The 26,426-nt window shown below is 72.0% G+C and carries 29 protein-coding genes and 1 pseudogene; 14 read left to right on the top strand and 16 right to left on the bottom strand.

The annotated features are described in order from the left end of the window. Positions 1-65: 65 nt before the first annotated feature. Positions 66-461, top strand: coding sequence for an Htur_1727 family rSAM-partnered candidate RiPP (locus B9G49_RS03435; RefSeq protein ID WP_086215424.1), 396 nt, complete (start codon positions 66-68; stop codon positions 459-461). Next, positions 458-1,693 (top strand): TIGR04347 family pseudo-SAM/SPASM protein, encoded by a 1,236-nt coding sequence (locus B9G49_RS03430; protein WP_086215423.1) that lies wholly within the window; start codon positions 458-460, stop codon positions 1,691-1,693. Before B9G49_RS03435 ends, B9G49_RS03430 begins: the two co-directional genes overlap by 4 nt. Before the next feature lie 21 nt (positions 1,694-1,714). Here the strand turns inward: B9G49_RS03430 and B9G49_RS16470 are convergent, their stop codons facing one another. Both B9G49_RS16470 and B9G49_RS03425 read right to left on the bottom strand, forming a co-directional pair. After that, entirely contained in the window at positions 1,715-1,873 is a 159-nt protein-coding gene (locus B9G49_RS16470; RefSeq protein ID WP_158093597.1) for a hypothetical protein, read from the bottom strand. Positions 1,874-1,943: 70 nt separating this feature from the next. Further along, a complete protein-coding gene (locus B9G49_RS03425) occupies positions 1,944-2,549 on the bottom strand; it encodes a helix-turn-helix domain-containing protein (RefSeq protein ID WP_049931600.1) in 606 nt (201 codons plus the stop codon). A gap of 138 nt (positions 2,550-2,687) precedes the next feature. Here B9G49_RS03425 and B9G49_RS03420 point away from each other — a divergent pair, with 138 nt between their 5' ends. After that, positions 2,688-3,521, top strand: coding sequence for a geranylgeranylglycerol-phosphate geranylgeranyltransferase (locus tag B9G49_RS03420; protein WP_086215422.1), 834 nt, complete (start codon positions 2,688-2,690; stop codon positions 3,519-3,521). Positions 3,522-3,640: 119 nt separating this feature from the next. On the opposite strand, the gene yciH is transcribed toward B9G49_RS03420, so the two are convergent. From yciH to B9G49_RS03395, 5 genes are all read right to left on the bottom strand, one after another. Beyond that, complete coding sequence (gene yciH / locus B9G49_RS03415; protein WP_004596695.1) at positions 3,641-3,934, bottom strand: stress response translation initiation inhibitor YciH; 294 nt, start codon at positions 3,932-3,934, stop codon at positions 3,641-3,643. A 54-nt stretch (positions 3,935-3,988) separates the two neighbouring features. Continuing rightward, positions 3,989-6,265 (bottom strand): transglutaminase domain-containing protein, encoded by a 2,277-nt coding sequence (locus B9G49_RS03410; protein ID WP_086215421.1) that lies wholly within the window; start codon positions 6,263-6,265, stop codon positions 3,989-3,991. Continuing rightward, positions 6,262-7,404 (bottom strand): DUF58 domain-containing protein, encoded by a 1,143-nt coding sequence (locus B9G49_RS03405; protein ID WP_086215420.1) that lies wholly within the window; start codon positions 7,402-7,404, stop codon positions 6,262-6,264. Before B9G49_RS03405 ends, B9G49_RS03410 begins: the two co-directional genes overlap by 4 nt. Before the next feature lie 27 nt (positions 7,405-7,431). Continuing rightward, positions 7,432-8,472 carry a MoxR family ATPase gene (locus B9G49_RS03400; protein WP_086215419.1) on the bottom strand — a complete coding sequence of 347 codons (1,041 nt, stop codon included), beginning with the start codon at positions 8,470-8,472 and terminating at the stop codon, positions 7,432-7,434. Between the two features lie 215 nt (positions 8,473-8,687). Further along, complete coding sequence (locus tag B9G49_RS03395; RefSeq protein WP_086215418.1) at positions 8,688-10,055, bottom strand: dihydroorotase; 1,368 nt, start codon at positions 10,053-10,055, stop codon at positions 8,688-8,690. Between the two features lie 127 nt (positions 10,056-10,182). Here B9G49_RS03395 and B9G49_RS03390 point away from each other — a divergent pair, with 127 nt between their 5' ends. The 3 genes from B9G49_RS03390 (at position 10,183) to serS (ending at position 12,493) form a co-directional block, all read left to right on the top strand. Then, positions 10,183-10,704, top strand: a complete 522-nt coding sequence (locus B9G49_RS03390; protein ID WP_086215417.1) for a hypothetical protein — start codon at positions 10,183-10,185, stop codon at positions 10,702-10,704. 87 nt (positions 10,705-10,791) lie between these two features. Further along, positions 10,792-11,031 carry a hypothetical protein gene (locus B9G49_RS03385; RefSeq protein WP_086215416.1) on the top strand — a complete coding sequence of 80 codons (240 nt, stop codon included), beginning with the start codon at positions 10,792-10,794 and terminating at the stop codon, positions 11,029-11,031. A gap of 91 nt (positions 11,032-11,122) precedes the next feature. Further along, a complete protein-coding gene (serS, locus tag B9G49_RS03380; RefSeq protein WP_086215415.1) occupies positions 11,123-12,493 on the top strand; it encodes a serine--tRNA ligase in 1,371 nt (456 codons plus the stop codon). Positions 12,494-12,520: 27 nt separating this feature from the next. On the opposite strand, the gene B9G49_RS03375 is transcribed toward serS, so the two are convergent. Beyond that, positions 12,521-13,123, bottom strand: coding sequence for a hypothetical protein (locus B9G49_RS03375; RefSeq protein WP_086215414.1), 603 nt, complete (start codon positions 13,121-13,123; stop codon positions 12,521-12,523). 130 nt (positions 13,124-13,253) lie between these two features. On the opposite strand from B9G49_RS03375, the gene B9G49_RS03370 reads away from it, so the two are divergent. After that, positions 13,254-13,745 (top strand): hypothetical protein, encoded by a 492-nt coding sequence (locus B9G49_RS03370; protein WP_086215413.1) that lies wholly within the window; start codon positions 13,254-13,256, stop codon positions 13,743-13,745. Between the two features lie 17 nt (positions 13,746-13,762). Here the strand turns inward: B9G49_RS03370 and B9G49_RS03365 are convergent. After that, positions 13,763-14,296 (bottom strand): annotated as a pseudogene (locus tag B9G49_RS03365) (P-loop NTPase); the annotation flags it as partial. A 12-nt stretch (positions 14,297-14,308) separates the two neighbouring features. On the opposite strand from B9G49_RS03365, the gene B9G49_RS03360 reads away from it, so the two are divergent. Then, on the top strand, positions 14,309-14,476 hold the full coding sequence (locus B9G49_RS03360; protein ID WP_394334811.1) for a helix-turn-helix domain-containing protein: 168 nt from the start codon (positions 14,309-14,311) through the stop codon (positions 14,474-14,476). Between the two features lie 96 nt (positions 14,477-14,572). On the opposite strand, the gene endA is transcribed toward B9G49_RS03360, so the two are convergent. Together endA and B9G49_RS03350 are read right to left on the bottom strand one after the other, a co-directional pair. Beyond that, positions 14,573-15,739: a tRNA-intron lyase gene (endA, locus tag B9G49_RS03355; protein ID WP_086215412.1), complete on the bottom strand. Its 1,167-nt coding sequence runs from the start codon at positions 15,737-15,739 to the stop codon at positions 14,573-14,575. Between the two features lie 55 nt (positions 15,740-15,794). Further along, on the bottom strand, positions 15,795-17,462 hold the full coding sequence (locus B9G49_RS03350) for an HTTM domain-containing protein (protein ID WP_086215455.1): 1,668 nt from the start codon (positions 17,460-17,462) through the stop codon (positions 15,795-15,797). Between the two features lie 214 nt (positions 17,463-17,676). Between B9G49_RS03350 and B9G49_RS03345 the strand changes: the two genes are divergently transcribed. Then, a complete protein-coding gene (locus B9G49_RS03345; RefSeq protein ID WP_086215411.1) occupies positions 17,677-18,093 on the top strand; it encodes a thiol-disulfide oxidoreductase DCC family protein in 417 nt (138 codons plus the stop codon). Positions 18,094-18,135: 42 nt separating this feature from the next. On the opposite strand, the gene B9G49_RS03340 is transcribed toward B9G49_RS03345, so the two are convergent. The 3 genes from B9G49_RS03340 to B9G49_RS03330 form a co-directional block, all read right to left on the bottom strand. Then, positions 18,136-18,669: a dihydrofolate reductase gene (locus B9G49_RS03340; protein WP_086215410.1), complete on the bottom strand. Its 534-nt coding sequence runs from the start codon at positions 18,667-18,669 to the stop codon at positions 18,136-18,138. Further along, a complete protein-coding gene (thyA, locus tag B9G49_RS03335) occupies positions 18,669-19,697 on the bottom strand; it encodes a thymidylate synthase (RefSeq protein ID WP_049931586.1) in 1,029 nt (342 codons plus the stop codon). The genes B9G49_RS03340 and thyA overlap by 1 nt, the downstream gene beginning before the upstream one ends. Positions 19,698-19,794: 97 nt before the next feature. Further along, entirely contained in the window at positions 19,795-20,391 is a 597-nt protein-coding gene (locus B9G49_RS03330) for a metal-dependent hydrolase (RefSeq protein WP_198943803.1), read from the bottom strand. Between the two features lie 145 nt (positions 20,392-20,536). Here B9G49_RS03330 and B9G49_RS03325 point away from each other — a divergent pair, with 145 nt between their 5' ends. Further along, the gene (locus B9G49_RS03325) at positions 20,537-21,619 is read left to right on the top strand and encodes an alanine--glyoxylate aminotransferase family protein (RefSeq protein ID WP_086215408.1); all 1,083 of its coding nucleotides are present in this window, start codon (positions 20,537-20,539) and stop codon (positions 21,617-21,619) included. A gap of 66 nt (positions 21,620-21,685) precedes the next feature. Further along, a complete protein-coding gene (locus B9G49_RS03320; protein WP_086215407.1) occupies positions 21,686-22,108 on the top strand; it encodes a hypothetical protein in 423 nt (140 codons plus the stop codon). Here B9G49_RS03320 and B9G49_RS03315 read toward each other — a convergent pair. Further along, on the bottom strand, positions 22,068-22,295 hold the full coding sequence (locus B9G49_RS03315; protein ID WP_233125152.1) for a hypothetical protein: 228 nt from the start codon (positions 22,293-22,295) through the stop codon (positions 22,068-22,070). The genes B9G49_RS03320 and B9G49_RS03315 overlap by 41 nt on opposite strands. A gap of 91 nt (positions 22,296-22,386) precedes the next feature. On the opposite strand from B9G49_RS03315, the gene B9G49_RS03310 reads away from it, so the two are divergent. From B9G49_RS03310 to B9G49_RS03300, 3 genes are all read left to right on the top strand, one after another. Beyond that, positions 22,387-23,373, top strand: coding sequence for an aldo/keto reductase (locus tag B9G49_RS03310; protein ID WP_086215406.1), 987 nt, complete (start codon positions 22,387-22,389; stop codon positions 23,371-23,373). Between the two features lie 91 nt (positions 23,374-23,464). Next, positions 23,465-25,069, top strand: a complete 1,605-nt coding sequence (locus B9G49_RS03305; protein ID WP_086215405.1) for a lipopolysaccharide biosynthesis protein — start codon at positions 23,465-23,467, stop codon at positions 25,067-25,069. Between the two features lie 56 nt (positions 25,070-25,125). Next, positions 25,126-26,034 carry a succinylglutamate desuccinylase/aspartoacylase family protein gene (locus B9G49_RS03300; RefSeq protein ID WP_086215404.1) on the top strand — a complete coding sequence of 303 codons (909 nt, stop codon included), beginning with the start codon at positions 25,126-25,128 and terminating at the stop codon, positions 26,032-26,034. Between the two features lie 29 nt (positions 26,035-26,063). Here the strand turns inward: B9G49_RS03300 and B9G49_RS03295 are convergent. After that, positions 26,064-26,426: DUF5811 family protein (locus B9G49_RS03295; RefSeq protein WP_233125151.1), on the bottom strand; the 363-nt coding region annotated here is incomplete at its 5' end.

Here is a 26,426-nt window from a genome sequence, read left to right as displayed (position 1 = left end):
GGTCGAATTTCGCGGCCGTGGGAACGCGCGAAACCCCGTTCGGGGAACCGTCCGTACGGTGGGGTATGGTCGAGAAGACGGACCGAAGCGAGGGCGCGAACGGGCCGCGGTCGGCCGACGGTCGCCGCTTCGAGGTGTTCGTCCGCGAGGCGGAGTCGGACCCGCTCCGCCACGTCGGAACCGTCGCCGCCCCGACGCCGGACGCCGCCCACGAGGAGGCGAGCAAGCTCTTCGCGTGGTACGCCCGCGACGTGTGGGTGTGCCCGGCCGCAGAGGTTTCCCGGTTTTCCGCCGGGTCGCTCGCGGACGACGGGGCGGAGGCCGGAGAGAGCGACGATGGCGACGGGGACGCCGACGAACCGCGCGTTTACGAGGAGACGGAGGGGACGCCGACCGTCTCCTGCGGCGGCGCGCCCCCGGCCGACGCGGTCGACGCCGACGACGCGGGGGACCAGCGATGATATCCGTCAGCAAGCTGCTCTGCGGGCTCGACGCCGAGAGCGACGGGCTCCGCTACGACGCGGCCGACGGCTCGAAGAAGCCGCAGATCACCGAGGAGGTACAGCAGCGCCCGGTCGTCGTCTGGAACACCACGAAGCGGTGTAACCTCTACTGCGAGCACTGCTACGCCGGCGCCGACGAGGCGGGCGCGCCGAACGAGCTCTCCACCGCGGAGGGGAAGGCGCTCGTCGACGACCTCGCCGAGTTCGGCGTCCCGGTCCTCCTCTTCTCCGGCGGCGAGCCCCTCGTCCGCGAGGACCTCACCGAGCTGGTCGCGTACGCCGACAACAGCGGAATCCGGCCGGTGCTCTCGACGAACGGCACGCTCCTCACCCGGGAGCGCGCCCGCGAACTGAAGGAGGCCGGCCTCAAGTACGCCGGCGTCTCGGTCGACGGACTCCCCGAGCGCAACGACCGCATCCGGGGCGAGGAGGGCGCGTTCGACGCCGCCGTGCGCGGGATCGAGGCCTGCCTCGACGTGGGGCTCAAGACCGGACTGCGGTACACGATCACCGAGCACAACGTCGACGACCTCGCGGGCGTCGTCGACCTGCTCGCCGACGTGGGCGTCGACCGCTTCTGCTTCTACCACCTCGATTACGGCGGCCGCGGCGCCGACATCTCCGACGTCGACCTCTCCCCGGAGGCCACTCGGAAGGCGGTCACCGACCTCTGTGACCTCACCCGCGAGTACCACGACCGGGGCGAGGAGATAGAGACCCTGCTCGTCGGCAACTACGCCGATGCGGGCCACCTGGTCGAGTACGCCGACCGCGAGATGGGGGAGGATCGCGCCCGGCTCATCTACCGGTACCTCGAACGCAACGGGGGCGACCCGACCGGCGAGCGCGTCGCCGACGTCGACCCCGTCGGCAACGTCCACCTGACACAGTTCTGGCAGGGGTACTCGCCCGGGAACGTCCGTGACCGCTCGTTCGGCGCGATCTGGTCCGACGAGTCGAACCCGCTCCTCTCCGGGCTCCGCGAGCGGGAGGAACACCTCTCCGGGCGGTGCGTCGACTGCGCGTACCAGTCGATCTGTCGCGGCGGCTCGCGGCTCCGGGCGCTCTCCGCGCACGGCGACCCGTTCGCGCCCGACCCGAAGTGCTACCTCACGGAGTCTGAGCGCGCCGGCGAGGAGGCCCTCGCACGGATCGACGGCCCCGACCGGTCCGCGCCCGCGGACGACTGAGTCGCCGTCCGGCGGCGGGCCTCACTCCGGGTCGCCGTCCGACTCGATCCCCGTGCCGTACTTCGTCGAGAACCGCTCCGCGGGCACCTCGCCCCGCGCGACGCCGATGGCGTCGCGCACGAGTTCGACGGTGGCGTCGTCTCGGGCCGGTTCGGGAACCGCCGGCTCGTCGTCGGTCATACCCGGCCCGACGCGTCGACGACACCTCCGCGTCCCGCTTCACGTGTGTATCCCTTCAAGAGGACCGCGCTCACCCTTCGACGCCGTCGAAGACGTCGGTCACCAGCTTCGCCTGCGCGGTGCGGAGCCGCTGTGAGAGCGCCGACTTGCTGATCCCGAGCTCGTCCGCGAGGTCGCTCAGGCGCACGTCGCGGTCGTCGTCGAAGTAGCCGCGGACGACCGCGAGTTCGAGGCCGCGGCGCTGTTTCGGCGTCAGCGCGGAGAGGTCGAAGGTGACCTGCTCGGTCGCGTCGGGGCCCTCCACGACCGCGAGCCGGACGAGCCGCACCCGGTCGACGACCTCGCGGAGCTCCTCGACCAGTCGGCGCACGGCGTCGCGGTCGTCGACGTACGCGGTCACGAGGATCGTCCCGTCCTCGACGCGCCGGAAGTGCGGGGCGTAGCCGAGCCGGGAGAAGGCGTGACAGAGGCAGTCCTCGCTCACTTCGCCTGTCCCACGGCGCACGTCGCCGTCGGGCGTCGTCACGTCGACGACGCACTCCTCGCCGACGGCGTTGACAGCCACCCCGGCGGCCTCGGTGGCTTCGGTGACGATCGGACACCCGCTGTCGTCGACGAGGTCGACGTCGAGGTCGACCCGCAGGCGGCGGTCCCCGCTGACGGCGGCGTCGGACATGACAGCCGGTACGGGCAGCGCCGGTTTTACTTTTCGGCGGATTCCCGCGGACCGGTTGGACGACCCGAGCCGGGCCGGCGGCGCAGCGCGACCGATCCCGCACCGTTTATTCCTCGCGGGCGGGAGTAGGCGGACGACGTGCGAGACGCGCTCCGCGGTATCGTTGAGCTCGCGCGCCTCGGCAACTGCGTCGCCGCCGGGGGGCTCACGGCCACCGGCGCGTTCGTCGCGGGCGCGGGCGGCGCCCCCCTCCCGACCGCGCTGGCGGCCGCGACGACCGTCTTCGCGGTCGCCGCGGGCAACGCGATCAACGACTACTTCGACCGCGAGATCGACGCGGTCAACCGCCCGGACCGGCCGATCCCCCGCGGCGCGGTGTCGCCGCGAACCGCGCTCGCGACCGCCGCCGTCTGGTTCGCGGTCGCGGTCGCGTTCGCGGTCCGACTCCCGACCCTCGCGATCGGCATCGCCGCGGTGAACCTCGTCGCGCTCGTCACCTACACGAGCGTCTTCAAGGGTACGCCCGGGCTCGGCAACGCTCTGGTCGCCTACCTCGTCGGCTCGACGTTCCTGTTCGGCGGCGCCGCGGTCGGGAACCCGCGCGCGGTCCTCGTCCTCGCCGCGCTCGCCGGTCTCTCGACGTTCACCCGCGAGGTGATCAAAGACGTCGAGGACGTGGCGGGCGACCGCGAGGAGGGGCTCGCGACGCTCCCCATCGCGGTCGGCGAGCGGCGCGCGCTGTGGATCGGCGCGGCCGCGCTCGGCGTCGCCGTGACCGTCAGCCCGCTACCGTACCTCTCCGGGACGCTCGGCGCGGCGTACCTCGCGGTCGTCGCGGTCGCCGACGCGGTCATGCTGTACGCCGCCTACGAGGGCTTCGCCGACCCGGCCGCCGCGCAGCGCAGATTTAAGTACGGAACCTTCCTCGCGGCGGTGGCGTTCGTCGTCGGCCGCGCCGCGGTAGTCGCCTGAGACGGTCCGTTCCGGCCGCGTGAGTCGACGGTGCCGTCGCTCCCGGACGCGACTCATGGTAAAAACGAGAGCCGACTGCGGTTCGAACCGACGCTCGACGGCGGACGGTCAGGTGACGGTCACGCGACGTTGAAGCCCTTGTCGCGGAGGAAGTCCTCCACGCGACCCGAGTGGTTCCCCTGGAGTTCGATGGCGCCGTCTTCGACGGTGCCCCCGCAGGCGAACTTCGACTTGAGATCCGACGAGAGGGAACTCAGGTCCACGTCCTTCGGGTCGAATCCTTCGATGACCGTTACCTCCTTACCGTACCTGCGCTCGTCGATGCGGATGCTGATCTGCTGGGACTCTTTCGCGACGTCCTCGCAGACGCAGAGTTCCTGGGGCAGTCCGCACGTCGAGCAGACTTCCGACATTACAGCCTGAGTCTACAGGATGCCCATATTAAATAGTGTCGGGAAGCCCCCCGTTCAGCGGACGAACCGCCCGACGAGCGGCAGCCGTTCGAGCGCGAGCCGGCGCACGGCCCGCCGGGCCTCGTCGGCCTCGGCGCGCGTCACCGACCCGGCGTACGCGGCGCGCTCGTACGCGGCGGCGACGGTCTCGACGCGCTCGTCCGCGCCGAGCGTCCGGACCGCGTCGACGTAGCTCCGCGGCGTCTCCCCCGGGCGCCGCTCGCGGTAGCGCCCGGCCAACAGCCGTTCGAGGTCCCCGAACGCGCGCTCGGCGTCCGCCCTCGGATCGCGCCGCCGCCGCGGGAGCGCCGGACCGATCCGACGGTGAACTCGTCCCGCGAGTCCCGTCCGGCGGACCCCCGCGACGCCGAGCCCCGCGACGAGCAGCCAGTAGAGCGCGGTCTCCGGGTCGGGGAGCGACCCGAGCGGGCCGCCGTCGCTCCCGTCCGCCTCGGATCCCCTCGCCGACCGCGTGGCCGCCGCCGGAATGGTTCCGGTCCGGGTCCCGTCGAGCCGCGCGATGTCGGTGGGACCGACCGCGCCGCCGCCGCTCGCGTTCCCGACCGTCGAGTCGTTCGTCCCCCCGCTCGGCGCGTCGTCGGTCGTCTCCGCGTCGGTCTGGTTCGGTTCGGGGTCCGGCGTCCGGTCCGGGACGGACGCGTCCGTGTCGACGTTCTCCGCCCCGTCGGCGCGCGCCTCCGCGAGCCGGGTCGCCCGCGTCTCGTCGCGCGGCCCGGACGGGGTCGGGTCGAACGCCACCCAGCCGTGGTCCGGCACGTAGATCGACACCCACGCGTGGGCGTTCTGTCCCCGGACGACGTACTCGTCGTCGCCCACCCGCTGGCCCGGGGTGTAGCCGGTCTCGAAGCGCGTCGGGATCCCCTGCGACCGGAGCATCGCCGCCATCGTCGTCGCGAAGTACACGCAGTACCCGGCGTCCATCTCGAAGAGGAACGCGTCCGCCACGTCTCCCTCGGGCTCCTCGACGGTCAGCGTGTACTCGTACTCCGAGCGGAGGTACGCCTCGACCGCGGCCGCCTGGTCGTACGGCGACTCCGCGCCCGCGGCAGCGACGATCTCCTCTGTTCGGTCGCCGACCCGCCCGGGCGTGCTCTCGGGCAGCTGCGTGTACCGCTCCTCGATGGCCGTCGGGTAGTCGTCGCTGGCGTTCCGGAGCGCCGCGGGGTCTGCGTCGAGCACGCGGCTCCGGACGACCGCCCCGTCGCCCGGTTCGAGCGGCTCCGCGAGCCGGAGGCTCCCCCGCTCGTCGACCTCGACCGCGCCGCCGCCCAGAGCCGAGACCGGCTTCCACGGCGCCGGCAGCGCGGTCGACTCGGCCTCCGAGGTGATCCGCGTCTCGACGAGGTCGCTCGCGCCCGGCGGGCCCGACAGCGAGCCGTTGACCGCTGACCGCTCGCCGCTCCGCACCCACCCATCGCCGGTGTAGGTGTCGTACGCGCCGGTGTGCCAGTTCCGCTCGACCGGGCTCTCGATCGTGTACCGCACCTCCGGCGAGAGCCGCGTCGATCCGACGACCTCCAGCTCGTCGTCGCCGCTCAGGCTCGACTCTAACGTCGTCGTCCCGCGGTCGAGCCCCAGCGGGGCCGCCGCCCCCGCCGGGATCACGGTGACGGTCGCGCTCGCGACGACCATCGCGGTGACCACCACGGCGAACGTCCCCGCGTGGCCGCGGCGCCGGCTCGGCGTCGAGAGCGTCGCGAGGCCGACGGCGAGCGCCAGGCCGACGACCCCGGCGACCGCGGCTCCCGTCTCGGCGTCGCCGGTCAACACGAGGAAGCCGAGCGTCCCTCCCGCGACCGACGCGGCCGCGACGTGTCGCCCGCGCCCGGCGAAGTAGCCGACGAGGAACGTCGGCACCGGCGCCACCGCGAGCACCCAGACGTCCGCGAGCGCCAGCCGCAACACGGAGAGCCCGGTCGACAGCGCGAGGAGGTCCAAGGTGACGCTCCGCGCCGTGAACAGCGCTCGCCGGCTCTCGGGGATCGCGAGGACGTAGGCGGCGAGCCCCGCGGCGAGGAGGAGGCCGGCCAGCCACAGCGCGGTCCGCTCGCCGACGGCCCGCGCCAGCGCGACGCCGCCGAGGCCGGCGAGCGCGACGACGCCGGCGGTCCGTCCCGTCCCGCCGACGACGTTCGTTATTTGGAAGAACACGGCGAGGTACGCCGCGGTGACGACCGCGACGCCGACGACCGCCGGGTCGGCGAGCCGCCCGTCGCCGTCGGTCGGCTCGCCCGGTGAACGGGGTTCCCGGAGCGACGAACCGCGGCTCACGGCGACGCCACCTCCCCGGGGTCCGCCGCACTCTCGGCTCGGCGCGGGCCGTGGGCCCCGGTCGGCGTGCCCTCCTCCTCGGCCTCGCGGCGCAGGTCCGCGAAGGAGACCGCCCGGTCACCCGTGCGGAACCGGGCGCCGTCCGCCCCGGCGACGATCGTCACGTCGGCCTCGTCGTCGGCCACAGCTCCCGGGCCGGTCACCGCCGCCAGCTCCAGCACCTCTCGTCGACCGCGGCCGCCCGGTGCCGCCGAGACGCGACCGCCGGGGAGCCGCACGTCGACCGGGACCCCGTCGTCGAGCAGCGCCAGCGCGAGACTCACCGCCGCCCGGGCGAGCTCGTCGGCCGCGACCGCGCTCGCGGCCCGGTCGGTGTCGCCGTGGTCGATACCGGCGAACACCGGTCGTTCCTTCCCGCTGCCGACGTCTGTCCCGCCCGCGATCGTCACCCGGTTCCGCGCGGTCTCGGCCGCGAACTCCTTGACGACGATCTCGTCTCGCTTGGCGGTCGTCGCCCAGTGGACGTCGCGGACCGCGTCGCCACGGGTGTACTCGCGGAGCCGGTCGAACTCCTCCCGTTGCCGGCTCACGTCGACCGCGTCGGCCGCGTACAGCGCCCGCCGGAACCGCGTCGGCATCGGGTCGCGGGGCGGGTACACCGTCACGGCGTCGGTCTCGTCGACGACCAGTTCGCGCTCGAAGAGGCCGAACACGTCGGTCACGGTGAGGTCGATCGGTCCGAGGGTCCGCTCGCCGCGCTCGCGGTACGTCACGCGGTACGACACCGGCTCAGTGCCGACGGACGCTCGGATCGGCGCCGTCGGCCCGTCGAGCCCCTCGTCTACCCGGACAGACACGTCGGCGAGGAACGACGGGGAGGCGTCGCCGCCCCCGACCGCGTCGGGTCCGAACTCCAGGCGGACCTCCCGCGTCTCCCCGACGAATCCGTCGGCGGGCGCCACGTGGCGGACCGCGGGCACGTCGACCCGCAACACTTGGACGTAGCCGGCCGCGAGCGCGATGGCGACCGGGATCACGATCGCGTCTAAGGCGCGGCCGCCTGCTGCGAACGCGCTGGCGGCTGCGACGAGGCCGACGACGCCGGCGACGCGCCCTCGTCGGGTGAGCGCTGGCGTCATCGGCGCGAGGGGGGCGTCATGGGCGGGTCACTCCACGCGAATCCGGTCGAGTGCGTCGCTGACGACGTCCGCGCCGTCGGTCCCGCCCGACTCGGTCCGGACCCGATGCGAGAGCACCGTCGGCGCCTCGGTCTGAACGTCGTCCGGGATCACGTACCCGCGGCCGTCGAGCGCGGCGCGGGCCTGCGACGCGCGGATCAGCGCGAGGCTCCCGCGCGGGCTCGCCCCGAGCTTCGCGTTCCGCCGGGTGAACACCGCGAGCCGGGCCACGTACTCCCGGACCGCCTCCGAGGCCTCGACCTCGCCGACGACCCGGCGGGCCGCCCGCACGTCCGCGATCGTCGCGACCGGCTCGACCGAGTCGACCGGGTGGTCGCCGGTGAGCCGCCCGAGGATCGCGGCCTCCTCCTCGGTGTCCGGGTAGCCGAGCCGGATCTTCTTCGTGAACCGGTCGACCTCCGCGACCGGAAGCTCGTACGTCTGTCCCGGCTCCACGTCGTTCTGGGTCGCGATCACGCAGAACGGGTCCGGCAGCTCGCGGGTGGTCCCGTCGGTCGTCACCTGGTTCTCCTCCATCGCCTCCAAGAGCGCCGACTGCGTCTTCGGCGGGGCGCGGTTGATCTCGTCGCCCAGCACGACGTTCGCGAACACCGGACCGGGCTGGAAGTCGAACTCGTCGGTGCGGCGGTTGAACACGTTGACGCCGGTGACGTCGGAGGGAAGGAGGTCGGGGGTGAACTGGACGCGCTTGAACGAGCCGTCGATCGAGCGCGCGACCGACTTCGCGAGCGTCGTCTTCCCGACGCCCGGCACGTCCTCCACGAGCAGGTGGCCGCGCGCCAGCACGGTGACGAGGACGTGCTCGACCGCGCCTCGCTTGCCGACGATCACGTCCTCGACCTCCTCGACGATGCGGTCCGCGAGCGTGGCGACGTCCGCGGGGGTCTCCGGTCCGCTCCCCGCGCCGGCCCCGGTCGTCGCTCCCGCGGCCTCGGCGTCGCTCGATTCCGCGTCGGCCGACCCCGCGGGACCCGTCCCGACCGGCCCGGACTCTCCGGGGTCGGTCATGTCCGGCCGACCTCGTCCGGGTCGGGCTCCCGCCCCGAGGCGACCGTGCGAATGCTCCCCGTGGTCATCGATATACACCGGCTAAGGCGAGCAACGGCATATGCGTTCCGCCGCCCCCGATCCGCCGTCGCGGCCGATTTCGGCGTCTCGGCCGTCGATCGCCCGGACGCGCGGTTTCCGCACAGCGCTCCGCGATTCCCTTCGGTCCCCCGCGATTACGACTCCCTGACGTTCCGCCCGACGGGCTCGCCGAACGACGCCGCCCCCGTCGCCGGGTCGCGTTCGTAGACGACCTCGCCGCGGACGAGCGTCACCTCGGGGAAGACCCCGCGGAGCCCCTCGAATGGGGTCCACGCGGGGGCGCTGTGGAGCGCGGCGGCCTCGATCTCGCGGGGGTCGGCGATGTCGACGAGGACGAGGTCGGCGTCGCGCCCCGCCGCGACCCGCCCCTTCCGGTCGAGGCCGAATATCTCGGCCGGGTTCGCGGCGACCACGTTCCGGACGCGTTCGAGCGACAGTTCGCCCGTCCGCGCCGACTCTAGGAGCAGGGGGTACAGCGTCTCCACGCCCGGCACGCCGCTCGGCGCGTCGACGAGTCCCCGCCGCTTCTCCTCGACCGTGTGAGGCGCGTGGTCGGTCGCGACCACGTCGACGTCGCCCGCGGCGAGCCGGGCGAACAGTGCCTCGCGGCGCTCCTCCGACCGGAGGGGCGGGTTCATCCGCCCGAACGTGCCGAGCGACCGCGCCCGCTCGCGGGAGAGGTAGAGATGGTGCGGCGTCACCTCGCAGGTGACCAGTGCGGTGTCGGCGTCGCCCCCGTCCTCGTCGGCTCCAGACCCGCCCTCGCGGGCCTCCGTCACCGCGTCGACCGCCTCCGGCGTCGAGGTGTGCGCGACGTGGAGCTGGGCGTCGCGCTCCGCGGCCGTCGCGAGCGCGCGCTCGACCGCGGCGACCTCGGCGTCGGCCGTCCGATAGGCGGACCACGCGTTGGCGGTCGCGGCCGTGCCGACCCCGCCGAGGTCGCCGTTGAGCGCGCCGTCGTCGAACAGCGTCGCGTCCTCGGCGTGGACCGTGACCGGCACGTCGCGGGCGCTCGCCTCGTCGAGCGCGTCGGCGAACAGGTCGGCGTCGATCCCCATGTCGCCGGTCGAGTCCGCGAGGAACACCTCGCCGAGCGCGAAGAGGCGCCGATCGAACAGCTCCTCGGGGTCCCAGTCGGGGGTCACGCCGCCGCTGATCCCGTAGTCGACGAGCGAGTCGGCCGCGAGCGCGGCCTTCTCGTCGAACGCCGCGCCGTCGACCGTCGGGGGCGAGGTGTTCGGCTGGTCGACGACGGTCGTGACCCCGCCGGCGGCCGCGCTCTCGGACCCGGAGGTCCACGTCTCCTTGTGCCCCCCGCCGGGCTCCCGGAAGTGGACGTGGACATCGACAGCGCCCGGCAGGAGGTGCCTCCCGCGGGCTTCGAGGACGCGCTCGCCGCCGTCGGCGCCGAGCCCCTCGGCGACCGCGTCGATCCGTCCGTCGTCGCCGATACGCACGTCTCGCACCCGGCCGTCGGCCAGCGTCGCGCCCGTGATGAGCATCGTTGTCGGCCGGTCGCGGCGAGCGGGATAAACGCTGGTGGTTCCGGGCGGGCGCCGGCCGACCGCGACGGCGACGCCTCGCAGGTCACCACAAGAGGTTTGCCGCCCGCGGCGGCTCGTCTCGCGCATGGTCTCGCCCGTCCCCGCTCCGTCGGTTCCGCTCTCCCTCGCTCTCGCGGTCGTCGATTCGGTCGTCGGCTGGCTGTGGACGCTCGCGCTGCTGGGCTTCCCCGGGCTCGTCGCCGCGGGACTGTGCGCGCCGTTCCTCGCGGCGTCGCGCCTCCGGGCGCTGTTCGAGGCGCTTCCCCCGGCGGGGCGGGTCCTCCCCTCGTACCTTGCGGTCGCGGTCGGGCTCTCCGTCCCGTACCTCGTCGGGGTCGGCCTCACGGTGGCGCGCGCCGGCGAGGCGGGGCCCGCGTGGAGTTCGGGGTTCCTCTCAACGGCGCTTCTCGGCGGCGTCCTCGTCGGCCTCGTCGCCCCGGCGGCCGCGGTCGCCGTGCTGCCGCGGTTCGAGGTCGACTGGGACCCGACGGGATACGGCGTCGGGACGTGGCTCCTCCTCGGCGCCGCCGGCCTCTGGTACGCGGTCGTCGCCGCCGTGCCGCTCGCCGCGCTCGCCGTCGGGATGGCGTTACCGGGCGGGTACTGACGGCGACGCGCGAACCGGGCGACCCGACTCCGCGGGACCTCTCGATTCCATAACACTTTGTTGCCTCGCGTCGAGACTCCCCCGCGCATGCTCCCCGCACCATTCCGGCTGTTCTTCGTTGCCGTCCCCCTCCTCGTTAGCGCCGGCGCGCTGGCGATGGCGGCGTTCCCGCGAAAGATGACGAGCTGGCAGACCCGCTCGCCAGACGGATCGACGGGGCGGATCGAACCGAGCGACACGCGGATCCTGCTGATGCGCGTGATGGGCGTCGTCGTCGCCGCGCTCGCCCTCCTGATGGCGTTCGGTACGTTCTCGTTCATCCCCTGAGGCCCGCGGTTCCGCGCCCCGGCCCGAATCCTTGTCACGCGGTGACGACGCTCCGATACGGTTTTGGGTCGCCCCGCGGAACTCCCGACAAATGCTGTCTCGACAGTTCGTCCGGGAGAACCCCGAGGTCGTCCGCGAGGCGCTCGACAACAAGGGCGTCGACGTCGACCTCGACCGGATACTCGACGTCGACGAGGAGTGGCGGAAGCTGAAACAGCGCGGCGACGACCTGCGCCACGAGCGCAACGAGGTCTCCTCGACGATCGGCGAGCTGAAAGCCGCCGGCGAGGAGGAGGCGGCCCAGGAGGCGATCGAGCGCTCGCAGGAGCTCAAGTCGGAGCTCCAGGAGGTCGAGGCGCGCGCCGACGAACTGGAGCGCGAACTGGAGGCGTCGCTGCTCGAACTGCCCCAGATCCCCCAAGACTCCGTGCCGGTCGGCGCGGACGAGTCGGAGAACGTCGAGGTGCGCCGCGAGGGGTTCGACGACCACCGCGAGGTCCCCGCCGACGTGGAGCCGCACTACGACCTCGGTGAGGACCTCGAGATCCTCGACTTCGAGCGCGGCGCGAAGGTCGCCGGCGGCGGGTTCTACGTCGCGAAGGGCGACGGCGCGCGCCTCGAACACGCCCTGATCCAGTTCATGCTCGACGTCCACCGCGAGCAGGGGTACGAGGACGTGTTCCCGCCGATCCCCATCAACTCCGAGTCGATGCGCGGCACCGGGCAACTCCCGAAGTTCACCGAGGACGCCTACCGCGTCGAAGGGTCGAACGAGGACGACTACGACGACGACGACCTCTGGCTGCTCCCGACCGCCGAGGTGCCGGTCACGAACCTCCACCGCGACGAGATCCTCCTCGGCGAGGACCTCCCGCTGAAGTACCAGGCGTACACGCCCAACTTCCGACAGGAGGCGGGCGAACACGGCACCGAGACGCGCGGTATCGTCCGCGTCCACCAGTTCAACAAGGTGGAGATGGTGAACTTCGTCCGGCCTGAGGAGAGCGACGAGCGCTTCGAGGGGCTCGTCGACGAGGCCGAGGAGGTGCTCCGCCGCCTCGAACTGCCGTACCGTATCTTGGAGATGTGTACCGGTGACCTCGGGTTCACGCAGGCGAAAAAGTACGACGTCGAGGTGTGGGCCCCCGCGGACGACATGGACGAGGGCCCAGAGCAGGGAGGCCGCTGGCTGGAGGTCTCCTCGGTCTCCAACTTCGAGGATTTCCAGGCGCGCCGCGCCGGGATCCAGTACCGAGAGGAGCATCACGAGTCCGCGGAGTACCTCCACACCCTGAACGGCTCGGGGCTCGCGGTCCCGCGGATTGTCGTCGCGATCCTAGAGTACTACCAGAACGACGACGGCACCGTCACCGTCCCGGAGGCGCTCCGCCCGTACATGGGCGGCACCGAGGTCATCGACGGTCACGACGCGGTCGGCGAGTCGAAGCTGGGCGGGGAGTAGCCGGCGCCGTCCCCTCGGTCGCGGCCGCTACTTGTTCTCTAGGGCGTCGAGGATACACGCGGCGGCGATCACCGCCTCCTTCGGCACGCCGCTCGCGTCGTCGATGGTGACCGTGTAGGCGTCGCGCATCGAGAACTGCCCCGCGATGTCGCCGACGTGGCCGCCGTCGGCGTCGAATATCTCGTACTTGTTCGGGATCAGGTTCGCGGGGCCGACGAGGTGCCGGAGCGCGGACAGCACCTTGTTTTTCGACCGGATCGTCGCCAGCGCCTCGCCGGTGTCGGGGTCGCGAATCGTCCAGTTCTCGACGAGAAGCGAGAGGTCCTCGTCCAAGACGACGACCTCCTCGCCGGTGCCCGCGTCGGTGATCGCGTAGTTGCCCGCGACGTCCATGATGCCGCCGGCCTTCACCGAGAAGGCGTCCTCGCCGTCGGCCGTGACGAACGGGAACTCCTCTTTCAGCTTGAACATCTTCTGTTTCCCGCGCAGGACGACATCGCCGGCGCTGTCGGTGACGGCGTACTTGTTGCGGACCAGCGACTGCGTGACCTCGTATCGGTCGTCGCTGAGGTCCACCGTTGAGATGTCGTACGCGCTCGACTCGGCGGGGAACGTGGAGGGGTCGACCATGGGTGTCGACGCGCGTCACCGCCGGAAAAAGCTTCCTGCTCTCTCCGCGGCGCCCGCGGCCGGTCGGTAGCTCAAGCGATCGTCGTAGCCTCCGAGACCCCTTTTGAAACGGCGCACCGTCGTGACGGTAATGTCTCGACTCGCCCTCGTCGCGGTCGCGTGTCTCGTCGTCCTCGCCGGCTGCCTGTCGGGCGGCGCTCCGGGCTGCCCCGCGATAGGACCGGACGGCGAACGGGTCGACGATCCGGTGTGTCCCGACCAGCGGACGGGCGGGCTCTCGCTGTCCCTCGATCGGGACGGGGAGACCGTCCGCGTCGTCGCCACGAACGTGGGCGACGAGCCGGTCCCGATCAATCCGGACCGGTGGGTCGTCTTCCGGAACGCCGCCGACTCGGGGGCCCCCGAGTGGCGGGCGGCGGCGAACGCGCCGGCGGGAACGTACAACCTGACCGTGATCGAACTGGCCCCCGACGAGACGCGGACGTGGGCGCTCCGCTACGACCCGACCGCGTCGGACGCGTCCGACCGGCGCGACGCGGTGCTCGACCGGCCGGGCGAGTACGTCTTCTCGCTCGGGTCGAACAACAGGACCTACGTGATCCCCTTCGAGATCGAGGCGTGAACGGCGGCGCGCGCCGCTCAGACCGCCTCCTCGCTCTCCCGCTGTCGGTGGTGACGCCGGAGGACGCCGACCTTGTTCGCGACCGCGGCCGCCAGGTCCCGGAACGCCGCCGCGGCCTCGCCGTCGCCGTCGGAGACGATCGGCTCACCGTCGTCGCCTCCCGCGCGGACGGCCGGGTCCAGCGGCAGCGATCCGAGGTACGGGACGTCGACCGATTCGGCGAGCGTCCGCCCCCCGTCCTCGCCGAATATCTCGTGTCTGTCCCCGCAGCTCGGCCAGACGAACCCGCTCATGTTCTCGACGACGCCCAACACGTTCGTCCGGTACTCCCCGAACATCTGAACGCCTCGACGGGTGTCGCCCACGGCGACGGACTGCGGCGTCGTGACGACGACCGTCCCCGTCACGGGGAGGTTCTGAAGCACCGTCAACTGGACGTCGCCCGTCCCCGGCGGCAGGTCCACTACGAGGTAGTCGAGCTGCCCCCACGACACGTCCTCGAAGAGGTCGGTGAGCGTGTTCTGCGCGACCGGTCCGAGCTGACCGACCGGCAGCGCGAAGCGGTGCGCACCGCGCACTTCGCCGGGTTCTTCGAGTGGCCCCGCGAGCACACCGGAGAGGAGGTGGCGTCGATGATGGACATCTCGCAGACGACGTTCACGCAGCACCTCCGCGCGGCCGAAAACAAGCTGTTCGCCGCGCTGTTCGACGACACTGTGACGGTGTCGTGAACGGCCCGCGGAGCGGTGACTGGTCGGCCACGGGGCGGTGATCGGTCGGCCGCGAGACGGTCGGCTGCGGTATCCCTCAACTCCGGTGCCGGTCGGCTACGGCGTCAGTCGGTCGACCGAGACCCACTCCACGTCGGCGGCGCGGACCCAGTCCGCCGCGCGCGCGCCGCGTCCGCCGCCGCCGACCGACGTCACCGCGAACACCATCTCCTTGCGGACGCCGCCGGCGAGCCGCACGTCGAGCGAGAGCTCGCGCGGTGAGAACCGGTGGTCGGCCTCGACGACGCGCACCAGGTGTTCGGAGTGGGGCAGGTCCTCGACCGTCTCCACGTCGAGGTACGTCCGGAAGTCGGCGCCGAACTTGAAGCCGGTCTTCGGCACCGCGTCGGCACCGCGGAGGCGCTCGTACACCGCGAGCCGGCGGTCGAAGCGGTCCCCCTCCACCTCGCGGCCGCGGGCAACGATCCGGGCGGCGTCGTCGCCGGCAACACCCCCCTCGTCTCCGACCGACGTGGACAGCGCCAGCCGGCCGTCCGCGACCAGCGACGCGGCCTCGACGAGGGAGAGCTGGAGCGCGCCCTCGACGTCTGTGGCCCGTCCGGTGAGCGGGCGGCCGTAGAAGCCGCGCTCGTACAACCCCTCGGGGGCGTCCCAGACGACGACGCGGTCGGCGAGGAGGACGCCGCTCAGGTCGGCGGGGGGCTCGTAGTCGGTCGCGCCGTCGACCGCGCCGCCCTCGGCCGCGAAGTAGGTGATGTCGGACTCCTCGTCGACGACCGCGAGGGTGCGGCCCGCGAGCCCCGCGGCCGCGACGGACTCCCGCTCGCCGACGACCCGAATGGGGTACTTGACCTTGCCCGTGTCGGGCGTCTCGCCGCGCTCGTAGGCGACGAAGTCGACCGCGTCTCCCGGCGCGTCGCTCCCCCCGGGCCACGGCTCGCGGGCGGGCGAGAGGTAGAAGCCGCGGTCGCGGAGGTCTGAGTAGACGAGGAACCGCACCGCGAAGCGGTCGGCGGCGGCCGCGCTCGCGACGAAGAAGCGCTCGAAGCCGACGGGGTCGCCGCCCGACGCGCCCGCCGCGTCGCCCCCGAGTTCGATCCCGGAGAGGTCGCCGCGGAACAGGAGGTGGGCGGCCTCGACCCGCGAGAGCGCGATCTCGTTGCCGTCGAGCGGCCGCCCGTACCCCCGGGCGTCGTAGAAGCGCTGGCGGGCGTCCCCGCCCACGCGGACCGCGTCGCCCCGCAGGTGTCCCGTCGGTTGCATACCCGTCACGGCGGCCGGGCGAGGGAAGGGGGTTGCGGTCGGCGGTCGGGGCCGGTCACTCGTCTTGGATGAACTCGCCCGAGCAGTCGTACTCGATCAGCTCGAACCCGTTCGCGGCCACCACGCTCCCGTTGTAGGGGTCGGTCCGCTCGTACTGCTGGTGGATCGTGACGTTTTCCACGGCCGTCTCGCGGGTCCGGTTCCAGTCCTCACAGAGGTAGTTCGCGAGGTACGACCGGTGGTTCTCGTTGTCCGTCGACGCGACGTTGCCGAGGTACTTCCGCCAGCGCGCGCTCCGGTAGGTGGCCTCCGCGCGCGTCGGCCGGTCGAACTCCACGGGCGAGTCGCGCAACACGTCTCGCTCGGTCCCGTCGGCGAGGGTGCCGACCGTCACGAACCACCGGGCCGTGCGGGTGGGATCCGGTGCGAACATCCGCCAGTGTTGGTCCATCTCGACGGTTTCGAGGGCGTTTTCGGCCGGGTCTGGCGTCTCGGCGTAGCCGACCGCCTGGGCGCTCGAGAGGACGATCAGCACGAGGAAGACGTACGGCACGACCGTCGAGAGGAGCGGTCGTCCGCGTCCGACTCGCGCGCGGAGGCCGGCGAGGGCGCCGCTCGGCGTCGGTCGGGGTATCGACGCGTCGAGCGAGGCGAGCGACTCTCCGACGGACTCGAGGCGCGCGCGCCACCGTTCGAGGGCCGCCGGCGGGCCGAACCGATCCACGGCGCGCTCCGCGGCGTCCCAGACCGGGGTCTGGAAGAACGGCACGAAGCCGACGACGACGACGATGGGGAAGAGGCCGATCGGCATCGTGACCGCCATGCCGAGGTGCATCCCGACGAACAGCGAGGCGATCGCGGCGCGCGGGATCCCCGTGAGCAGGATCAGCAGCGGGGAGGCGAACAGGAGCGCGATCCACAGGACCGTGAGACCGCGGAGCAGGCCGGTGAACTCGGCGAGGTGGTTCCCCAGCAGGTAGGTGAAGTGGTCCGCCTGCATGATGTACGCGACCGCCTCGCCGTCCATCCAGAGGTCGCTCCCGCGCTTGTGGATGCCGTTCGTCACGTACATCAACAGCACCTGTATCAGGACCGCCATCGTGGCGACGGTCGCCACGGCGGACCCGGACGGCCCGGCTGTCGCGGACTCATCGCCGTCGTCCGCCCCGGGATCTCTCTCGGAGCCGCCCGCGCCAGCGGCGGCGTCCGCGTCGGTCCCCGCGCCTGCCCGCCTGAGGGCGTCGACCGACCAGCGGGCGCCGAGCGGGAGGAAGACGCTCCAGAAGAGCAGCATGCGGAGCAGGCTGTCGCCCGAGTTCAACACCATCGGGTTCCGGGCGTGGAGCGAGAGCAGCAGCAGCCACGAGGCGAGCGCCGCGAGCCGCGTCCGATAGCCGGCGAGCAGCGCGAGGGCGAACGCACCCGCGAGCGCGAACAGCAGGGCCACGGCCCACGGCTCACCGACGAGCGCGTGGACGGAGTACACCTCCCCGTAGTCGGCGAACAGCGCGCTCCGCGGGAGCACGCCGTCGTCCGTGTAGAAGGCGGACAGCGAGCGCGACCGCCGGATCAGGTCGGCGATCACCAGCGCACCGAGGCCGATCCGGAAGGCGGCGAGCGCGCGCAGGTCCACCGAACACCGCGCGGCGAGCGCCGCCGAAAGCCGTCGCACGACGGTCCGGAACCGCGATCGGGCGGTCGCGACGGAGGAACTTCGAGCCATGATGTCGGACTCCAACTTGTTGGAGAGGCCGAGGGACCTGTATAAGTTTTCCGTGCGCGGGACGGACCGCGTCCGCCTCGGCGCCCGCCGGGGTACCCGGCAACCGGTATCCCCCTTCTGCGCTCGCCGCAATCTTCCGCTCCGCCGCCACCGCAACCCCGGCTCCGGGTCCACCGCAATCCTGAACTGCGGCGGCGACGTAGGTTCGCGAGTGATGGACGGGGATATCCCCGACGATGAGGCCGTCATTCTCTTCGACGGCGTCTGTAACCTCTGTAGCGGGTTCGTACAGTTCGTCGTCCCCCGCGACGCGGAGGGGAAGTACCGCTTCGCCTCGCTCCAGTCCGACGTGGGACAGGCGCTGCTGGCCGAACACGACCTTGCGAGCGACGACCTCGACTCGGTCGTCCTGATCGAGGACGGCGAGAGCTACGTGAAGTCGTCGGCGATCATCGAGATCGCGTCGGGGCTCGGCGGCCGCTACCGGCTGCTCTCGCCGTTCCGCTACGTCCCGAAGTCGGTCCGCGACCGAGTCTACGACTTCGTCGCCGACAACCGATACCGGTGGTTCGGGAAGAAGGACCGGTGTATGATGCCCACCGGCGACGTGGAGTCGCGGTTCATCGAGTGAGCGAGGCGTTACCCCCGGCTCGCTCACTTCGCGTCGCGCCGATCACTCCGCGTCGCGCCGCTCGTAGGTGACGAACGCGAGGTCGTCGTCGGTCTCGCGGGCGCGCTCGACCCACGTCTCCCGGTCCCAGTCCGGAAACCGCGTGTCGCCGTCGGGGCGCTCGGGGATCTCAGTGATCTCCATCCGGTCGGCGCGGTCGAGGTACGCCTCGTACACCGTCGCGCCGCCGATGACGTACACGTCGTCGACGCCGCGGTCGGCGGCGTCCGCTCTCGCCCGCGCGAGCGCCGACTCGACGTCGTGCGCGACGACCGCGCCGTCGGGGAAGTCGTCGTCGTCGACGGGGCGGGTCGTCAACACGACGCTCGTCCGCTCGGGGAGCGGGCCGCCGACGCGCTCGGCGATGCGTTCGTACGTCTTCCGACCGACGATCACCGGGTGGCCGGTCGTGAGGCGCTTGAACCGCGCCAGGTCCGCTGGGTAGTGCCACGGCATCGCGTCGCCGTCGCCGATCACGCGGTTCTCGGCGACGGCGGCGACGAGGACGAGGTCCGGGTTCGAATCCATGCCCGCCATCACTCCGCGACCGCGAACGAGATACCGTCCGCGGAGTCGTAGTCGACGACCTCGACGTCCTCGTAGGTCAGCTCGTCCAGCGGCTTGTCCGCGATCTCGATCCGCGGGCGGTCGCGGGGCGTCCGCGACAGCTGTTCGAGCAGGCCGGGCACGTGGTCGTACCCCTCCTGCCCGTTCGGCTCGTCGGGGGCGGTGCGCTCGACCCAGCTTTTCACGTCGAGGTAGTCCTCCTTGCTCTCGACGTTCGCGAGCCGCTCCTGGACGTAGCGGAGATTGTTCGCGTACCACTTCCCGCGTTCGCCGCGGCCGCAGTAGACGTGCGCGTCGACGACCGTGTGGCCGAACTCTCCGACCTCGAAGCCGGTCCGCTGCGCGAGCGCGTTCGCAAGCAGCGCGTACGCCGCGATGTTGAACGGGACGCCGAGCGCGATGTCGCCCGACCGCTGCGTCAGGTGGAGGTTGAGCCGGCCGTCTTGGACGTTCACCACGAAGGTGTAGTGGCAGGGCGGTAGCGTCGAGACGGCGGCGTTCGCCGGGTGCCACGCGTTCACGACCATCCGGCGGGAGTGGGGGTTCTCTTCGAGCGTGTCGAGGACGTACTGAATCTGGTCGAACGTGCGCCGCCGCGTCCCGTCGTCGTCCTCCTCCACGGTGACCCAGCGGTCCGCGTCGTCGGGCCACGTCTCGCCGGGGAGTTCGGCCGCCGCCTCCGGGACGGGGTACCGCCGCCAGAACCGACCGTATGCGGTGTCGAGCTTCCCCTCCTCGTCGGCCCACGCGTCCCAGATCTTCGTCTCCTCGCGGAGGTTCCGGATGTGCTCCTCGCCGGAGAGGTACCACAGCACCTCGTGGATGAGCGAGTTCCACCGGTAGCCGTCCATCTTCTTCGTCGTCAGGAGGGGGAACCCCTCCGCGAGGTCGACGGTGTACTGCCCGCTGAACGTCGCGATGGTGTCGACGCCGGTCCGGTTCGGCTTGTACGTGCCCGTCGAGAGCGCGTCGTCGACGAGATCGAGGTACTGTTGCATGGTGGGGTGGACGCGCCGGGACGGCCGTCGCCGGCGCGGGCTGATATCGGATGAAACGGGGCGGGGAACCTAATAACGTTGATCGAACCCGCCGCAGTCACCGGTACCGCTCGGGGACGTACGGGTCCAACACCGCCGGCAGCAGCGGGAAGAACACTGCGGCGGCGTCCGCGAGACGCCGGCGAAGGACCGCGTACACGGCGGCGACGATCACCGTGGCGACGACGAGCCGTCGGAGCGGCCCGTCGAGCAGGAGGTACAGCGGCACCGACATTGCGACGGAGAGCGCGAGGTCCTCCACCGCGCCGTCGTAGCGGACGCCGCGGCGTGGCGGGATCCACCGATCCCGGTGGTGGTCGTACACCGCCTTGTCGGAGTTCCCCTCCCACGGGCGGAGCTCCAGCCCGCCGCCGTACATGTCGGTGACACTGTGGAACGCCGCCCCGAGGAGGAAGAACGCGGCGCCGACGGTGACGGGTGACGGCGCCAGCGCCGCCGCGAGCAGCGCCGGCACCGCGATCACCGGGTAGTACACCGGGTAGTGGAGCGTCCGCCGGTGACCGACGTACATGTCCAGATCCGGCGTGAGGCCGCCGAGAAAGCCGGCGACGAACCCGATCGGCGCCAGCTCCGGCCCCACGAGCGCCAGCGGGGTCGCGAGCAGCATCCCCGCCAGCACGTGGGTCGGGAGCATCATTGTGATCGTACTCAGGCGACAGAAATATATGAGTATGTCGCCCAGCCGTTTCCGTCGCCCGACCGTCTCGATCGCTCGACCGCGGCGCCGACCGTCGCGCTTCGCGCGGACGGTTTATATACGGGCGGTCAAACCGGGACGTATGCTCATGACACCGGGGCCGACCGCGGTCCCAGAGCCCGTGCGCGACGCGATGTCCCGCGAGCTGATACACCCCGACGTAGACCCGCGGTTCCGGGAGATATACGACCGGCTCACCGACCGGCTCGCGAGGGTCTACGGCGTCGACACCGACGCACCCGGAGGGGACGCCCGCGATGTCGTCGCCCTCGGCGGCGAGGGGATCCTCGGGCTGGAGGCGGCGGTCGCGTCGCTCGTCGAGCCCGGCACAGAGGTGCTGTGTCTGTCGAACGGGCTCTACGGCGAGGGGTTCGCCGACTTCGTGGAGTCGTACGGGGGGACCCCGACCCTGGTCGCCGCCGACCACGACGAGCCGCTCCCGGTCGACGCGCTCGACGAGGCGCTGGCGGGGGACGAGGCCGACTTCGACATCGCGACGATGGTCCACTGCGAAACGCCGACCGGCGCGCTCAACGACGTTACGGCGGCGCTCGACCGGATCGAGGCCGCAGACGCGGAGGTCCTCACGGTCGTCGACGCCGTCTCGTCGCTCGGCGGCGTCTCGGTCCCGACAGACCGGATCGACGTGTGCCTCGGGGCCTCACAGAAGTGCTTCAGCGCGCCGCCCGGGCTCGCGACCGCCGCGGTGAGCGAGCGCGCGTGGGCCGCGATGGAGGAGCGGGACCCGCACTCGCTGTACGCGAACTTCCTCCCGTTCCGCGACGTGAGCGACGGGTTCCCGTACACGCACCTGACGACCGAGGTCGTCGCGCTCGACGCGGCGCTCGGGCTGCTGCTGGACGAGGGCCTCGACGCGGTCCGAGAGCGACACGAGGCGGCCGCGGCCCGGTGCCGCGAGCGCGGTGCGGAGCTGGGGCTGGAGCCGGTTCCCGACCCGGAGCGCAGTTCGCCGACGGTGACCGCCTTCGAGGTCCCCGGTCGGGCCGAGGCGCTTCAGGAGCGGCTGCGCGAGGAGCACGACGTGATTCTCGCGACCGGACTGGGCGAAGACGCCGGAGACGTACTCCGCGTCGGCCACATGGGTCACAACGCGCGAGTCGAGCGCGTCGACGAGACGATGGACGCGCTGGCGGCGGTGTTATGAACGGGGGGTGAGACGAGCCCGCAAACCGCCGATATCTTCATCTCAGACGCGGCGGGCGATCCGGTTATGCCGTCGCCACGCGAGGAGATTCGGGAGCACGGCTGGACAGTCGAACACGTCCCCCACGAGAGGATCGCGAAGTACAACGCCTGTTACCGCGTCGAACTCGACGGGGAGCTGATCTACCCGCCAGCGGCCGACGACCTAGGCATCCCGAGGAACGAGGTCTGGATCTCCGAGAAGTGGTCGAGGTACGACCGGTTCATCCTGTATCATGAGCTCAGAGAGATCCTCCACCGGGCGAACGGCCACGACAAGTCCACGGCGCATCGGCTCGCCGAACGCGACGAACTGTCGCTGTGGCGGGACAACCCCCGCTGGCGGGTGATGAACGCCGAGTGGGACCAGGGACGGGCGCACCTCCCGTTCCCGCACGAGGGAGGCGGCCTCAGTCGGCGGACCGCCGCAGCAACAGCGCGATCCCGGTGAGCGACACCGACATCCCGAACAGGATCACGCCGAGGTAGCCGACCGCGATCGACCCGATGTCCTGAATGTGCGAGTGGTACTCGTCGGTCACGTGCGCGTACAGCAGGAGGGTGCCGACCGCGCTGAGCAGGAGACCGACCGCGTTCACTACCAGCCCGAGCTTCGCCATGTCACTCGTGTCGTCCACACTCCAGGTAAAAGTGAGCGGTGGAATGGAACGTCGCGGCCTCGCCGCCTCCGGAACGCCCTTGCCCCCGCCGCGATCAGTAGCGGACAGTATGAACCACCGCGAACTCGGCGATGTCGGCGAGGTCAGCGAGGTCGGCTACGGCGCGTGGGAGATCGGGAGCGACTGGGGCGAGGTCACGGAGGACGAGGCGGTCGCGGCGGTCGAGACTGCGCGCGACGCCGGGATCGACTTCTTCGACACCGCCGACGTGTACGGCGACGGTCGCTCTGAGCGGATCCTCGGCGAGACGCTCGCCGACGAGATCGCGGCCGGTGACGTGACCGTCGCGACCAAGGCCGGTCGCCGACTCGACCCCCACGAGCCCGACGGGTACACGGAGGCGAACCTCCGCCGGTTCGTCGACCGCTCGCGGGAGAACCTCGGCGTCGAGACGCTTGACTTGGTCCAACTCCACTGCCCGCCGACGGACGTGTACTACCGGCCGGAGACGTTCGACGCGCTCGCGACGCTCGAATCCGAAGGTCGGATCGACGCCTACGGCGTCAGCGTCGAGCGCGTCGAGGAGGGGCTGAAGGCGATCGAGTATCCCGGCGTCGAGAGCGTCCAGATCATCTTCAACCCGTTCCGGCAGCGGCCCGCGGAGCTGTTCCTCGACGAGGCCGCCGCGCGCGACGTGGGCGTGATCTGCCGGGTGCCCCTCGCCTCGGGGCTGCTGACGGGCACGCTCTCCCGCGACGACGAGTTCCCCGAGGACGACCACCGGAACTACAACCGCGACGGCGACGCCTTCGACGTGGGCGAGACGTTCGCCGGCGTCCCCTTCGAGGCGGGCCTCGACGCGGCCGACGCGCTCGACGAGCGCCTGCCGGACGACCGGCCGCTCTCGGAGTTTGCGCTGCGCTGGATCCTCGACCACGACGCCGTCTCGACCGCGATCCCGGGCTCGACGACCCCCGACCACATCCGGGCGAACGCGGCCGCGAGCGTGGCCGCCGCGCTCTCCGACGCCGAGCGCGAGGCCGCGGCGGCGGTGTACGACGAACACGTGCGCGAACACGTCCACCAGCGCTGGTAGGTCGCGGCCGCGGGACCGCGAGTCCGGTCGGGCCGGCCGCGAAACGCGTTCCTTTTTTTGCGCGACCGCGACCGGATCGGCAGAGACGACCGTGGAGAGCGAACGCGAGGCGGCGGCGACCGAGCCCGACGACGAACGCGAGGCGGCGGCGACCGAGCCCGACGACGAGCGCGAGCGCGGCGAGATCCCCGACGACGAGCGCGAGGCGTTAGAGACGATCGCGCACGGCGCTGTGCTCACCTCCGGCGGGGTCGCCGGCCAGCGCGCGCTAATCGTGGCGGCCGAGTTCGCGCTGACCCGCGGGCTCGGCCCGACCGCCTACGGCGTGTACGCGCTGGCGTGGCGGATCGCTCAGCTCTGCTCCCGGCTCGTGACGTTCGGCAGCGTCCCCGCGATCCAGCGGTACCTCCCGGAGTACGCGGACGACGGGGGCCGGCAGGGCGCCGTCGCCGGTCTCGCGTACGCGACGACGATCGGGTTCGGGGTCGCGATCGCGGCCGGCGTCTGGCTCGCGGCGCCGGAGATAAACGCCCGCACCGTCACCGAGCCGGCGTTCACGGGAACGATGCGCGCGTTCGGCGGCCTCGTCGGGCTGCTCGGGGTCGTGATGGTCGCGTCCGCGCTCTTCCGCGCGGTGGGGTCCGCCCGCGGCGAGGTCCTGTTCAACAAGCTGTTGCGCCCGGGCGTCCGGCTGGTCGGCGCCGTCGGCGCGCTCGCGCTCGGCTACTCGGTCGTCGGCGTCGCCGGCGCCATCGTCGCCGCGACGGGACTGCTCGCCGCGGCCGCCGTCCCCCTCTCGGCGTCCGTCACCGGTGTTCGCCCGACGCTCCGCGGTGCTCGCGCGGAGGCGCGCCGCTTCTACGACCACGCCGCGCCCGTCGCGATGAGCAGCCTCGGGAAGGTGTTCCAGAACCGCGTCGACGTGCTGCTCGTCGGCGCGCTGCTGACGGCGACCGCGGCGGGCGTGTACAACGTCGTCCTCGTGGTGATCGCGGTCGCGTGGATCCCGCTCTTATCTTTCAACCAACTGCTCCCGCCGGTCGCCTCGGAGCTGTACGCGGACGACCGGACGGCGACGCTCAACGAGGTGTACGGCTCCGTCACGCGGCAGATCGTCACAGCCGTCGTCCCGATACTCGCCGCGCTCGTGGTGTACGGCCGGGAGATACTCGGCCTGTTCGGCGAGGCGTACGTCGCCGGGTACCTCCCGCTCGTCGTCTACCTCGGCGGCGTCTTCGTCGGGAGCGCGGTCGGCGCGACCGGTTGGCTGCTGATGATGACGGACCACCAGTACGCGCGGATGGCGCTCGACTGGCTGCTCGCGGTCCTCAACGTCGGCCTGACGTACGCGTTCGTCGTCCGCTACGGGCTCGTCGGCGCCGCGCTCGGCACGTCGCTCGCCATCGCGGTCCAGAACGGGATCCAGGTCGTCCTCCTCCGCCGCTTCGAGGGGCTGTGGCCGTTCGACCGGACGTTCCTCACCCCGCTCGCGGCCGGCGGCGTCGCGGCCGCCGCGATGTTCGCGGTCCGGGCGCTGCTGACCGGTCTCCCGGCGGTCCTCGCGGGGAGCGTGATCGGGCTCGCGGCGTACGCGGCCGCGCTCCGACTCCTCGGCGTGGACCCCCGCGACCGGTTCGTCGCGCGGCGGCTGGCGCGCCGGTACCGCGCCGCGATCGCGGAGCGGTTCGACCGCTGAGGATCCCCGCGCGCGGATCGCGACGATTTATTGGCCGACCGCGTCGTACCCACGGTATGCAAACGATCGACCGCGGGTCGGCGGGGTCGCCCCGCGTCGCGATCGTCGGCGGGATCCACGGCGACGAGCCCGCCGGCGTCCGGATAGTGGAGCGGTTCGCCGAGGAACTCCCACCCCTCGACCCGAACGACGACCGCGTGGAGTCCGACGGACTCGTCCGGCTGATACTCGCCAACGAACCGGCGATCGCGGCCGAGACGCGCTACACGGACGCGGACCTGAACCGGGCCTTCCCGGGCGACGCCGACAGCGACGAGTACGAGCGGGCGCTGGCGCCGCGGCTCGCCGCCGAGTTGGAGGAGTTCGACGCCGTGCTCGCGCTCCACACCTCCCACAGCGCCCCGCCGCCGTTCGCCATCTTCAGCGACCTCACGGAGTCCGTCCGCCGCACCGTCACCGGGCTCCCGGTCGACCACGTCGTCGACGCGAGCGGCCTGCGGTCGACGACGCTCGACTCCACGATCCCGCACACCGTCTCGATCGAGGTGGGCCGACAGGGGAGCGAGGCGGCCGTCGAGTTCGGCCACGAGGCGTGTCGAGCGTTCCTCCGCGTTCACGGCGCGATCGCGGACGAGCCGCCGACGTTCTCGGAGACGGTCGTGGTGAAAGGCGACGAGGAGGTGCCGAAGGGCGGCGGCGAGCCGCGCGTCCACTTCGCGAACTTCGAGGCGATCCCGGAGGGCGCCGTGTTCGCGGAGGACGACGTGTACACCCACCGCGTCGAGGAGCCGGGGCTGGTCCCGATCCTCGCGAGCGAGGAGGGGTACGACGACATCTTCGGCATGTACGGCCGCATCACGGGCGCGTTGAGGCCGCCGGGCGAGGGCGACCTGCGGGTGTACCCGCGCGACGACTCGGAGGGCACGGGAGAAAGCGACGGAGCGCGGAACGGCGCGGACCGGTAAGAACGGTCGGACTGCGTGTTAGCCGGAGCTCACTTCGCGGTCGGCGTGATGTCGCCGACCGCGTCCATCACCTGAACCGCCGCGCTGGCGGCGAGGCCGCGGGCGACCTCGTCGGTGTCGGACTCGGCGATGCCGGCGTCTAAGTCCTCCGGGTCGGGGGTGAACCCGGCCGAGACGGGATGGCCGGCCGGAGGGTTGACGGCGACCGTCGCCTGCGGACCGTTCGCGCCGACGGACAGCTCGGAGCCGACGGCGTAGCTGTCGGGCAGATACGATTCCGTGCGCGATACGATTCCGGCGCCCGCGCCCCCGAGCTGCCGGTCCCTGTCCCCCCGAGCGCCCGCCGGCCGCGCCCAGCCAGGCCGCCGCCCCCCCCGTGCCCCGGCCTCCCG

The sequence above is a fragment of the Halorubrum sp. SD683 genome, assembly GCF_002135045.1.
Lineage (GTDB): Archaea > Halobacteriota > Halobacteria > Halobacteriales > Haloferacaceae > Halorubrum > Halorubrum ezzemoulense.
The sequence above is the reverse complement of the archived record's forward strand: the minus strand, read 5'-3'. Positions and strand labels throughout refer to the sequence as shown.